This window comes from Rhodoferax sp., assembly GCF_030653815.1.
GTDB lineage: Bacteria > Pseudomonadota > Gammaproteobacteria > Burkholderiales > Burkholderiaceae_C > Rhodoferax.
This window is the reverse complement of the sequence record NZ_JAURYQ010000006.1, coordinates 77,981-90,224: the sequence shown is the minus strand read 5'-3', so window position 1 is coordinate 90,224 and position 12,244 is coordinate 77,981. Positions and strand designations below refer to the sequence as shown.

The window sequence follows — 12,244 nt, the reverse complement described above, 5'->3', positions numbered from 1 at the left end:
TTCACGGTCTGGATTATTTGTCAATAGGTGGTTTCATGGATAAGCATTTTTTGAGTTCTCTTTTTTCGCCGACCTCCATTGTGGTGTTCGCCGGCAAGGCTGAAGAGTCCGAGACGCTCACGCCGCAAGCGCGCGTGTTGCACCAGGCCATCACCGCCCAGCGTTTTACCGGCAAACTGATTTTTCTGGACATTCATGCCAGCGGGACCTTGGCGGACCTGGCTGCGGTCAATGCCGATCTGGCCATCATCGCGCTGCCGCCTTCCGAGGTCGTGGCTGCGATGGAAATTGCCGGGCGCATCAAATGTCGCTCAGCCCTGGTGATCTCGACCGGCATCGACGCCGCCCTGGCCGCCGACCTGCACAAAATGGCCACCCGCGACGGCATTCACCTATTGGGCCCCAACAGTCTGGGTTTTCAGCGGCCAAGCCTGCAGCTCAACGCCAGTGTGGCGGGGGATTTGGCCTCGCTGGGGCCGCTGGCGCTGGTGTCGCAGTCGGGCGCGCTGACTTCCTCGATTCTGGACTGGGCCAAAAAGAACGCCGTGGGCTTTTCCGCAGTGGTCTCCCTCGGACCCAATACCGCGGTGGACATCGCCCAGGTGCTGGATTTCCTGGCCTCGGACGCCAAGACCCACAGCATCGTGATCTACATGGAAGGCATTACCAACGCCCGGCGCTTCATGAGCGCACTGCGCGCCGCTGCCAATGCCAAGCCGGTGGTGGTGCTCAAGGCCGGGCGCAAGCCGGCCAGCAATCAGGCGGCCCTGACCCACTCGGGCACCATCGTCGGTTCCGACGACGTGTTTGATGCCGCGCTGCGACGTGCTGGCGCGGTGCGCGTGCGCTCGTTTGTGGCGCTGTTCTCGGCGGCCAAATGCCTGGCTTCGCGCTACAAGCCCGTCGGCAAGCGCCTGGCCATCATCACCAACGGTGGCGGACCCGGCGTGTTGGCCGCCGATTGGGTCAGTGAAATCAATCTGACGCTGGGGCGACTCACGCCCGAGCAGGCGGTGGCCCTCAAGCCGCACATGCCAGCGCTGGCCACCCTGACCGATCTGATCGACGTGTCAGAAGACGCCGGGCCGGAGCATTTCCGCCTGGCCATTGAAACCGTCAGCAAAGCACCCCAGGTGGACGGTATTCTGGTGATTTATTCTCCCAAGATGGGTGCCGACGGCGACGCTGTGGCGAAGGCCATGGCCGACTTCAACGCCCACGTGAGCAAGCCGCTGCTGACCTGCTGGATGGGCGACGCCACGGTGGGGGATGCCCGCAAGATGTTGAACGACGCCGCCATTCCCACCTTCCGAACCCCTGAGGCGGCAGTGGGTGCCTTTGGCAACATTGCCTCGTTCTACCAAAACCAGCAGTTGCTGCAGCAAACACCGCCCCCGCTGTCAGACCTGTCGCAGCCGGATGTGGAAGGCGCACGCCTGCTGATCGAGAGCGTGCTGGCCGAGCGTCGCAAGGTGCTGACCGAGATGGAGTCCAAGGCCTTGCTGGCGGCCTTTCATATCCCGGTCACCAAGACCATCCTGGCGCGCAGCGCCAATGAAGCCATCATGATCGCCACCCAGCTGGGTTTTCCGGTGGCGCTCAAGATCGATTCCCCGGACATCAGCCACAAGTCCGACGTGCAGGGTGTGGTCCTTAACGTTTTGAATGCCACCAGCGTGCGCGACACCTACCTGTCGATGATTCAGACGGTGACCAAAATGATGCCCAATGCCCGCATCAACGGCGTCACGATCCAGAACATGGCGAACCTGAAACGCGGCCGTGAGGTTTGCGTGGGCCTGGTCACCGACGAGCCCTTTGGCCCGGTGATCGCTTTTGGTGCCGGTGGCACCATGATCGAGCTCATCGACGACCGCACCATGGAACTGCCGCCACTGAACCAGTTTTTGGCACGCCGCCTGATCGAGCGCTCGCGCGTGGCGGAAACCCTGGGCGTGTGGCGTGGTGCGCCGGCCGTCGACATGGAAGCACTGGAGCAGATTTTGCTGCGTGTCTCGGAGATGGTGTGCGAACTGCCGCAACTGCGCGAGATGGACATCAACCCCATCATCGTCGACGAGTCGGGCGCGCTGGCCGTGGACGCGCGCATTGTGGTGGACAACGCCGCACCGTCAGTGCGTCATTACAACCACCTGGCGATCCTGCCTTACCCATCGCAACACGAGCAGTTGTGCCCATTGGCCGGTGGCGGCGAGTACATCGTGCGTCCGGTGCACCCCGACGACGCCGACATGTTGCAGGCCTTTGTGCGCAGCTTGTCACCCGAGAGCCGCTATTTCCGTTTTGTGTCGAGCATGCAGGAGCTGCCGGCCACCATGCTGTCACGCTTCACGCTGATCGACTACGACCGTGAGATGGCGCTGGTGGCGCTCATCACCGAAGAGGTCACCGATGCGCAAGGCCAGACCCTTGAGACCACGCGCATCATTGGCGTGTCGCGCTACATCACCAACCCGGACCGCGCCAGTTGCGAATTCTCGCTGGTGGTGGACGACGCGTTCAAGGGCCGCGGCCTGGGTTCACGGCTGATGCTGTCGATCATGGACTTTGCCCGTGAAAAGGGGCTGACCGAAATCGAGGGCCTGGTGCTGGCCAATAACCCCAATATGCTCAAACTCATGAAGGGCCTGGGCTTCAAGATCAAACCGTTCCCGGAAGACCCGGACTTCAAGCTGGTGACGCACCAGTTGCAGCTGGTTTGAAGCGGGCACTCACGTCCTTGCCTTGAGTGCTTTCCGCAAGGGGGAAGTGCCCAACTTGAACGTTCTGATTGAGCCGGCTGATGCGACTTGGCAAGCTGGGGCTTAAAAAAGAGGAAAACAATATGCTGTTAACTGATATCGCCGTCGAGCACACTCTGGTGTCCAAAAAGAATGGGGTTCGTCAGTCTTTCTTGCTGCATCCGTTTACCAATACGCAGCGAGATACGCTTGGTAAATTCGAGATCGTTCGTGACATCAGTGAGCCAGGGTTCAAAGAAGTTAAACGCTCAGCCTTCGTGACGTTTCAACAATTGGCGGAGCTGTATGCGAAAGGCGTACTCGAAGAATTCGGGTTTTCCGTTCGTATGTGTCCGGGGCAGGGCACTCCCCCCACTGTGAATCCTGTAAAAAAAGTACTGCCAACCAACATCAGTCCAGGCTCACCGTTCGACCTGGCTGTTCAAAAGGTGGATGTTTCAAAACCTGCCAATCGCGAATTGAGAACAGCTTTGCTTCGCACGAACGTCAAACTTTGAATCCATCCGTTGCCCATGCCGAACTCATCGCCACTTTCAAGCGGGCGCAAGCAGATGCTGCTCACAAGTTCGGATTGATCAAAACTGCTGCGCAAAAGGGGCCCAAGGCAGTCCAAGCGGCCGCCGAAACAGCTGCAAAGGCAACAAAACGCAGGGACTCGTATGCCAAGAAGCTGGATGCCTTGGGGGTGAGCCTCAAGGATTGAGCACGGCCCAGCGTAGTGCCCGTCACCAGTCTTTGGCGACTACCCTCACCTGGCCCGAACCGGGCGCTCCCGATTTTCTGGTAAATGACAGCTGCTGCTGCAGCACAGTCCGCGAAGCTGGAGCAGACATCCGAAATGGTTGTCTTCTTGTTCAACCACCAACAACGCTCACCGGCAGAATCAGCCCAGCCGATAAAAAAATCCCAAGCGCGTTTTGCGAATGTCCAAATGACGGCTGCGAGCCTACGTGGGATACGTCCCGGGCAGCAGTATCCCCTTGTCCACCTTGTCGATGTGCGTGCGCCCGCAAAAAGCCATCGTCAAATCAAGTTCCTTGTGGATGATCTCCAGCGCGCGGGTCACACCGGCTTCACCCATGGCGCCCAGGCCGTACAAAAAGGCACGGCCAATGTAGGCGCCGCGCGCACCGAGGGCGCGGGCCTTGAGCACGTCTTGCCCGCTGCGGATGCCGCCGTCCATGTGCACCTCGATCTGGCTGCCCACGGCGTCGACGATGGCGGGCAGGGCGGTGATGGAACTGGGCGCGCCGTCCAGCTGGCGGCCGCCGTGGTTGCTGACCACCAGCGCGTCCGCGCCTGACGCCACCGCCAGTCGGGCGTCTTCGGCGTCCTGAATGCCTTTGAGGATGAGCTTGCCGCCCCAACGCTTTTTGATCCATTCCACGTCGTTCCAACTCAAGGCCGGATCGAACTGTTTGGCGGTCCATTCGCTCAAGGTGCCCATGCTCTCGATGCCCTTGACGTGGCCGACGATGTTGCCAAAGCCGCGCCGTGGCGTGCCCAGCATACCCACGCCCCAACGCGGCTTGGTCATCATGTTGAGCATATTGCGCACGGTGAGCTTGGGCGGTGCCGACAGGCCGTTGCGGATGTCGTTGTGGCGCTGGCCGATGATTTGCAGGTCCAGCGTGAGCATCAGCGCCGAGCAGTTGGCCGCCTTGGCGCGGTCGATCAGGCGCTCGATGTAGTCGCGGTCTTTCATGACGTACAGCTGGAACCAGAACGGGTGGCCACCGGTCCCGGCGGCCACGTCTTCGATCGAGCAGATGCTCATGGTGGACAGGGTGAACGGAATGCCGAATTTTTTGGCCGCATTGGCCGCCTTGATCTCGCCGTCAGCACACTGCATGCCCGTCAGGCCGGTGGGCGCAATGGCCACCGGCATGGCGACATTTTGGCCGATCATGGTGCTGGCGGTGCTGCGGTGCTCGATGTTGACGGCCACCCGCTGGCGCAGCAGAATTTTCTGAAAATCCTCGGCATTGGCGCGGTAGGTGGACTCGGTCCAGGAGCCCGAGTCGGCGTATTGATAAAACATGCGCGGCACACGCTTTTGGGCCAGCAGGCGCAGGTCTTCGATGTTGGTGATGATGGGCATCGTGGTAATCCTTTGAATCGGCAACATGTTACGGTGACCAGATGGGCCACGGCTTGAAATTTGCGGTGCAGGACCTGAAAATATTTTGCCAGCCCTGTTTTTTCGGACTCGTTTACACTGCGCCTCGCCCGGGGTGTGCTGAATCAGCACTGAGATGGTTGTCCGAACCCGCGAACTTGATCCGGTTGATACCGGCGTAAGAAGTGCCAAACGTTGTGTTATTGCCATTGCCGCGCATCGATCCAGGTCGATGCCTTGCGCTACCGGCAGGCGGCGTTTGATCTTGTCTGTGTTTGCGTTGAGGCTGGCCGAACTCCCGAGTTGTTTTTTCAACACATCAGGAGACTGTCCCCATGAACGCCCCCGACAAATTCACCGAACTGTTGCGCCTCACGCGCGCGCCCTTGCCGGCATCAAGCAAGATCTACATCCCCGGCAGCCAGGCCAATATCCAGGTGCCGATGCGTGAAATCATGCAAAGCAACGGTGAAGCCGTCACCGTGTATGACACCTCCGGCCCCTACACCGACCCCGCCGCCCAGATTGACGTGCGCCAGGGCCTGCCCCATGTGCGCAGCCCCTGGATCGCTGCGCGGGGTGACACCGAGTCGTATGCCGGTCGCACCCCGTTTGCGCTGGACGATGGCCTGAAGAACGGCGAATCCGAAGCGCTGGCGGCCTTGCGCGCCCAGGCCAGCGGGCTGCAACGCACACCGCGCCGCGCCCGCAGCGGGGCCAACGTGTCGCAGATGCACTATGCCCGGCGCGGCATCATCACCCCCGAGATGGAGTACGTGGCCATCCGCGAAAACCAGAAACAGGCCTGGATGGACCAATATCAGACCAGTGCCGAGCGCGAGACCCGGCTGGCCGGCAACAGCTTTGGTGCCAGCATTCCGCGGGTGATGACACCCGAATTTGTGCGCGACGAGGTGGCCCGTGGCCGCGCCATCATCCCGGCCAACATCAACCACCCCGAAGTGGAGCCGATGGCCATCGGCCGCAACTTCCTGGTCAAGATCAACGCCAACATCGGCAACTCGGCCGTCACCTCCAGCATCGAGGAAGAAGTGGAAAAACTGGTGTGGTCGATCCGCTGGGGCGCAGACACGGTGATGGACTTGTCCACCGGCAAAAACATCCACACCACACGCGACTGGATTTTGCGCAACTCGCCCGTGCCCATTGGCACCGTGCCCATCTACCAGGCGCTGGAAAAAGTGGGCGGCGTGGCCGAAGACCTGACCTGGGCCATCTTCCGCGACACGCTCATCGAGCAAGCCGAGCAGGGCGTGGACTACTTCACCTTCCACGCCGGCGTGCGCCTGGCCTTCATCCACCTGACAGCGCAGCGCATGACCGGCATCGTGTCGCGCGGCGGCTCCATCATGGCCAAGTGGTGCATTGCCCACCACAAGGAAAACTTCATCTACAGCCACTTTGATGAAATGACCGAAATCCTGAAGGCCTATGACGTCAGTTATTCGCTGGGTGACGGCCTGCGCCCGGGCTCGGGTGCCGACGCCAACGACGAAGCGCAGTTTGCCGAACTGCGCACGCTGGGGGAGCTGACGCAAAAAGCCTGGCAGCAGGACGTGCAGGTGATGATCGAAGGCCCCGGCCACGTGCCCCTGCACATGGTCCAGGCCAACATGACCGAGCAGCTCAAGCACTGCCACGAAGCGCCGTTCTACACTCTGGGGCCGCTGACCACCGATATCGCGCCCGGCTACGACCACATCACCAGCGGCATTGGCGCCGCCATGATCGGTTGGTTCGGCACCGCAATGCTGTGTTACGTCACGCCCAAGGAGCATTTGGGTTTGCCGGACCGTGACGACGTCAAGGTCGGCATCATCACCTACAAGATCGCCGCCCATGTGGCCGACGTGGCCAAGGGTCACCCGGGCGTGCGGGCGCGCGACGACGCGCTGTCCAAGGCGCGCTTCGAGTTCCGCTGGATGGACCAGTTCAACCTGTCACTCGACCCCGACACCGCGCGCGACTTCCATGACGAAACCTTGCCCAAAGACTCGTCCAAGGTGGCGCACTTTTGCTCGATGTGCGGCCCCAAGTTCTGTTCCATGAAAATCTCGCAAGAGGTGCGCGACTACGCCAAAGACAAGGGCGTGAGCGAGGTCCAGGCCCTGACCGAGGGCATGGCCGACATGTCGGACGCCTTCAAGCGCGCCGGCGGTGAGATGTACGTGCCGATCAAGCCGGTGGCCTGAAGCTGGCGGATTGACTCGCGTTACAGTGTTTGCATGATCTTCCTCAATTAAAAATCATGCAAACCTCAGACGTTCTCATCATTGGTGCCGGCATGGCGGGCGCCTCGGTGGCTTATTTTTTGGCGCCCCATGCCAATGTGGTCGTGCTGGAGCGCGAGCCGCAGCCTGGCTACCATTCGACCGGGCGCTCGGCTGCGCTTTATTCCGAAACCTATGGCAATGCCACGGTGCGTGCCATCACCACCGCCTCAAAACCTTTTTACTTCCAGCCTTCCGAGGGCTTTTCGCCCTATCCGCTGGTGACGCCGCGTGGTGCACTGATTGTGGGTGGCGCAGCCGACCATGACGCGCTGCGCCAGACGCTGGACAGCATGCGCGCCCTGGTGCCCAACATTGCCTGGTGGACGCAGGACAAGATACTGCAACGGGTGCCGGTGCTCAAACCCGAAGCCGCGGTGGTTGGGGTGTATGAACCCGACGCCATGGACATGGACGTGCACGGTATTCACCAGGGTTTTTTGCGCGGTGCCAAAGCCGCCGGGGCGCAACTGGTGTGTGATGCCGGCGTGCGCCAAATCCGCCATGATGGCCGGGCCTGGTGTATCGAGACGGCTGCGGGGTCATTCAGCGCGCCGGTGTTGGTGAATGCGGCCGGCGCCTGGTGTGACGAACTGGCGCAACTGGCCGGCGTCAGGCCGGTGGGTCTGGTGCCGATGCGGCGCACGGCCTTCACCTGTGAGTTGCCGGCGTCCGTGCAAAGCACGGGTTGGCCGCTGGTGATCGATGCCGCCGAGACCTTTTATTTCAAACCCGAGGCTGGGCTGCTGCTGGTGTCACCGGCCAATGCCGACCCGGTGCCGGCGCAGGATGTTCAGCCCGAAGAACTCGATGTGGCGATCGCCGTCGACCGGCTGGAAAGCGCCACCACCTTGCAGATCAGGCAGGTGCGGCGCAAATGGGCCGGTTTGCGTTCGTTTGTTGCCGACAAGACTCCGGTTGTGGGCTTTGCGCCCGATGCGCCGGGGTTTTTCTGGCTGGCGGGGCAGGGCGGCTATGGCATCCAGACCGCGCCCGCCATGGGCGAACTGGCTGCGGCCTTGGTGCGCGGCCTGCCCGTGCCGCCTGCCATGGCGGCGTTGGGTGTGCGGCAAGAGGCGCTTGCCGCCGGACGGTCTTGGTTTAATCAGCTGGGGTCAGAGCACGTCGCTGCGCGAGTGGTCTGAATCCTAATCAGTTGAGGACAGAGCAAATTTGCTGCGCAAATCTTGGTCTGTCCCGCAAGGTCTCAGGTTTTTTAAAACGCTTTCTGAATCAGCGCGCCGCGGTACAGGTAGGGCTGCAGCGGTTGCGCGCCCGGCTCAGCACCGCCTCGGTTTTCGACGCTGATCGCCAGCTGCGTGATGGCCGCCAGGGTTTTCTCGGTGGCTGGCAACTGGGCCGTTTTGAGTTTGGGCGTCAGCACGCCCAGGGATTGGGGCTTGGCTGGAGTGCTGATGTCCCACAGCTGCATGCTGTCGTTTTGCCCTTCCTTGATGTCGGTCAGCCGCTGCAGCTGCACAAAGCCGTCCTGTGGGTCAAAGGTGACCAGCACGCCGGGCGCCAGCTGGGCATCGAGCAGCACCGCCACGTATTTGGTTTGCGGCACGTTCTTGAGCTTGGCCTGCAGGTGGCCGATTTGCGCGTTGAACATCTCATACATGCCGACGCCGCTGGCGGCGGCCACGGCCAGCATCACCAGGCAGATGATGGTCGCCAGGCGCCAGCCGGTGGTGTAGGGCGGGATGATTTCTTTGGTTTCAGATGTTGTCATGAGGTTTATCCAGGTTCAACCCAGTCGGGCCCGGTGCTTGGCAATTTGCAGGCGCACCTGCTTCGGCGCGGTGCCGCCCAGGATGTCACGGGCGTTGAGCGAGCCGCGCAGGCTCAGGACGTCGTACACGTCTTTGTCGATGCTCGTGTTGAAGCCCTGCAGCACCGCCAGCGGCAGTTCCGACAGGTCCACCTGGTGGCTGACGGCGGCCTTGACCGCGTGGGCCACGGTTTCGTGGGCGTCACGGAAGGGCAGGCCTTTCTTGACCAGGTAATCGGCCAGGTCGGTGGCGGTGGCATAACCGCGCAGGGCGGCCTGCTCCATGGCAGGGGCGTTGACCGTGATGCCCCCTTCCTTTGTGCCGCTGGCCGGGTTGATTTGTCCGCCGATCATCTCGGCAAAAATACGCAGCGTGTCGGTGAGCGTGTCCACGGTGTCAAACAGCGGCTCCTTGTCTTCCTGGTTGTCCTTGTTGTAGGCCAGCGGCTGGCCTTTCATGAGGGTGATCAGGCCCATCAGGTGGCCGACCACGCGACCGGTCTTGCCCCGTGCCAACTCGGGTCCGTCGGGATTTTTCTTTTGCGGCATGATGGAGCTGCCGGTGGTGAAGCGGTCGGCAATTTTGATGAAGCCGAAGTTTTGGCTCATCCACAAAATCAGCTCTTCACTGAGGCGGCTGATGTGCACCATGCACAGCGAGGCCGCAGCGGTGAACTCAATGGCAAAGTCGCGGTCGCTCACGGCGTCGAGCGAGTTCTGGCACACCTGGGCCACACCTTGCGCATCGACCATGCCCAGGGCGCGGGCCACGCGCTCGCGGTCCAGCGGGTAGCTGGTGCCCGCCAGCGCGGCCGCGCCCAGCGGCAGGCGGTTGACGCGCCGGCGCACGTCCGCCATGCGCTCGGCGTCGCGGCTGAACATTTCCACGTAGGCCAGCAGGTGGTGGCCAAAGCTCACGGGCTGCGCCACCTGCAGGTGGGTGAAGCCGGGCAGGATGACGTCGACATTCTGGTCGGCCACCTCGAGCAAGGATTGCTGCAAGTCGTTCAGCAGGGCGCTGATCAGGTCAATTTCGCCACGCAGCCACAGCCGCACGTCGGTGGCCACCTGGTCGTTGCGCGAGCGCCCGGTGTGCAGGCGTTTTCCGGCATCGCCCACCAGCTGGGTCAGGCGTGCCTCGATGTTGAGGTGCACGTCTTCCAGGTCGAGCTTCCACTCGAACGCGCCGGACTCGATCTCGGTGGTGATCTGTGCCATGCCGCGCGTGATGTCGGCCAGGTCCTGGGCTGTGATGATGCCCTGCGCCGACAGCATGTCGGCGTGCGCCAGCGAGCCGGTGATGTCGGCTTGCCACAGGCGCTTGTCAAAAAACACGCTGGAGGTGTAGCGCTTGACCAGATCGCTCATGGGTTCGGAAAACAGCGCCGACCAGGCCTGGGACTTTTTGTCGAATTGGTTTTGGCTCATCACGGCTCAAGGGTAAGAGGAGGGCAGCATGCCCGAGAATCATCAATAATTGCCCCAGTGGCCGCTTGCGCCACGCATCAGGCAGATGAATGAAAGAATCCCAAATTTTATCGGTCTTCCACAACCCCGCCTCCGCCTCGGCCAGGAATGCCGTGCAGCCGTCCGTGGCGCTGGTGTTTGATGCCTGCCATGTCGGCGTGGTGCTGCGCGCCGTGCTGTTTGTGCAGGCCGTGATGGCGGTGGCCACCATGTTTGGCGCCGTGAACCTGATGGATTGGTTGACGCGGCTGGCGTTGGTGACCGGCGCAGCCTTGCCTGCCACCCTGTTGTGGCTGATCCTGGCCTGTATTTTCAAGAAAGTGCTGGCGCGTTTGCCCCACCCCGGGCAACAGGCGGCCGGCATTGCGCTGGGAGCGCTGGCCGGGCTCTATGGCTGCGCCATGCTGGCCTGGTCGGGTTTGCAGCAGCCGGCCCCGTGGTGGGGCAGTGCCTTTGCCGGTGCCCTGCTGGCGGCGGCGCTGGTCGCGGCCCTGGTGTTGCGGGCCAAGGGCAAGGCGCCGGCCACCACCACCGCGCGGCTGGCAGAATTGCAGGCGCGCATCCGGCCGCACTTTTTGTTCAATACCCTCAACAGCGCGATTGCCCTGGTGCGGGCCGAGCCGGGCAAGGCCGAAAACTTGCTCGAAGACCTCAGCGACCTGTTTCGCCATGCCCTGATGGAGCAGGGCGAGTCGGTCACTTTGCGTCAGGAAATTGCCATGGCGCAAGCCTATCTGGCCATCGAACAGGTGCGCTTTGGCGAGCGCCTGCGCATCGAATGGGCGCTTGATGAGCGTGCTGGTGCGGCCCGCTTGCCGCCGCTGTTGCTGCAGCCACTGGTGGAAAACGCCGTCAAGCATGGGGTTGAGCCTAGCGCCAGCGGCGCTGACATCCGGGTCAGCACCGAGTGTCGTGGTTCGCGCGTGGTGATCAAGGTCAGCAACACCACCAGCGGTGTCATTGGTGCGGGCGGCAGCGGCACGGCGCTGGGCAATGTGCGCGAGCGTCTGAGCCTGCTGCACGACGTGCAGGCCGATTTTCAAATTGGTGTGAAAGACGGTGTGTTCCGGATCCGTATCGAGGTACCCATATGATGATTCGCGTGCTGGTGGTGGACGACGAGGGCCTGGCGCGCAGCCGGCTCAAAACCCTGCTGGGCGACTGCCGAGAGCCGCAAGCGCAGGTGCTGGGCGAGGCCGCCAATGCAGTGCAGGCGATGGACTTTTTGCAGCACCACGCGGTGGATGCCGTGTTGGCCGACATCCACATGCCCGGTGCCGATGGGCTCATGCTGGCGCGGGCGCTGCGCCAGTTGCCGCATCCGCCTGCCGTTGTTTTTGTCACCGCCTTTGCCGAACACGCGGTGCAGGCGTTCGAGCTGGAAGCGCTGGACTACCTGACCAAGCCAGTGCGGCTGGAGCGTTTGCAGGCGGCGCTGCAAAAAATTGAACGGGCGCGGCATCAGGCCGCAGACGCTGCGACCGAGGCGCAGGAAGACGTGCTGGTGATCCAGGAGCGCGGCCGTGCCGAGCGCGTGCCGCTGGCGCAGGTGCTCTACCTGAAAGCCGAGCTCAAATACATCACGGTGCGCACCGCCAGCCGAAGCTACCTGCTGGAGACCTCACTGTTCGAGCTGGAAGCCCGTTATGGCAGTCGCTTCATCCGCATTCACCGCAATGCCCTGGTGGCCCGGCGCGCCGTGCGTGCGTTGGAAAAACACCTCGACCCCGAAGAGGGCGAGGGCTGGGCGGTGCGGCTTGACGGGGTGGAAGACGCCTTGTTTGTCTCGCGCCGCCAGCTCAGTGCCGTGCGGGCGCTGGTGAGTGCGGTCTGA

9 protein-coding genes and 1 riboswitch are annotated in these 12,244 nt (G+C 62.3%); of the genes, 6 read left to right on the top strand and 3 right to left on the bottom strand.

The features are described 5' to 3' along the window. The first annotated feature begins 35 nt into the window (after window positions 1–35). Entirely contained in the window at window positions 36–2,723 is a 2,688-nt protein-coding gene (locus Q7U49_RS01525) for a bifunctional acetate--CoA ligase family protein/GNAT family N-acetyltransferase (RefSeq protein ID WP_304761986.1), read from the top strand. 80 nt (window positions 2,724–2,803) lie between these two features. Then, the gene (locus Q7U49_RS01520) at window positions 2,804–3,259 is read left to right on the top strand and encodes a hypothetical protein (protein ID WP_304761985.1); all 456 of its coding nucleotides are present in this window, start codon (window positions 2,804–2,806) and stop codon (window positions 3,257–3,259) included. Window positions 3,260–3,708: 449 nt separating this feature from the next. Here Q7U49_RS01520 and Q7U49_RS01515 read toward each other — a convergent pair whose 3' ends face one another. Beyond that, a complete protein-coding gene (locus Q7U49_RS01515) occupies window positions 3,709–4,863 on the bottom strand; it encodes an alpha-hydroxy acid oxidase (RefSeq protein ID WP_304761984.1) in 1,155 nt (384 codons plus the stop codon). A 119-nt stretch (window positions 4,864–4,982) separates the two neighbouring features. Further along, window positions 4,983–5,084, top strand: a riboswitch (TPP riboswitch). Between the two features lie 132 nt (window positions 5,085–5,216). Between Q7U49_RS01515 and thiC the strand changes: the two genes are divergently transcribed. Together thiC and Q7U49_RS01505 are read left to right on the top strand one after the other, a co-directional pair. After that, window positions 5,217–7,094, top strand: a complete 1,878-nt coding sequence (gene thiC, locus Q7U49_RS01510; protein WP_304761983.1) for a phosphomethylpyrimidine synthase ThiC — start codon at window positions 5,217–5,219, stop codon at window positions 7,092–7,094. Between the two features lie 56 nt (window positions 7,095–7,150). After that, on the top strand, window positions 7,151–8,317 hold the full coding sequence (locus Q7U49_RS01505; protein WP_304761982.1) for an FAD-binding oxidoreductase: 1,167 nt from the start codon (window positions 7,151–7,153) through the stop codon (window positions 8,315–8,317). A gap of 71 nt (window positions 8,318–8,388) precedes the next feature. On the opposite strand, the gene Q7U49_RS01500 is transcribed toward Q7U49_RS01505, so the two are convergent. Both Q7U49_RS01500 and argH read right to left on the bottom strand, forming a co-directional pair. Next, complete coding sequence (locus tag Q7U49_RS01500) at window positions 8,389–8,904, bottom strand: anti-sigma factor domain-containing protein (protein ID WP_304761981.1); 516 nt, start codon at window positions 8,902–8,904, stop codon at window positions 8,389–8,391. Between the two features lie 15 nt (window positions 8,905–8,919). Next, on the bottom strand, window positions 8,920–10,371 hold the full coding sequence (gene argH, locus Q7U49_RS01495; RefSeq protein WP_304761980.1) for an argininosuccinate lyase: 1,452 nt from the start codon (window positions 10,369–10,371) through the stop codon (window positions 8,920–8,922). An 89-nt stretch (window positions 10,372–10,460) separates the two neighbouring features. Between argH and Q7U49_RS01490 the strand changes: the two genes are divergently transcribed. Both Q7U49_RS01490 and Q7U49_RS01485 read left to right on the top strand, forming a co-directional pair. After that, window positions 10,461–11,504: a sensor histidine kinase gene (locus Q7U49_RS01490; RefSeq protein WP_304761979.1), complete on the top strand. Its 1,044-nt coding sequence runs from the start codon at window positions 10,461–10,463 to the stop codon at window positions 11,502–11,504. Continuing rightward, window positions 11,501–12,244 carry a LytTR family DNA-binding domain-containing protein gene (locus Q7U49_RS01485; protein ID WP_304761978.1) on the top strand — a complete coding sequence of 248 codons (744 nt, stop codon included), beginning with the start codon at window positions 11,501–11,503 and terminating at the stop codon, window positions 12,242–12,244. Before Q7U49_RS01490 ends, Q7U49_RS01485 begins: the two co-directional genes overlap by 4 nt.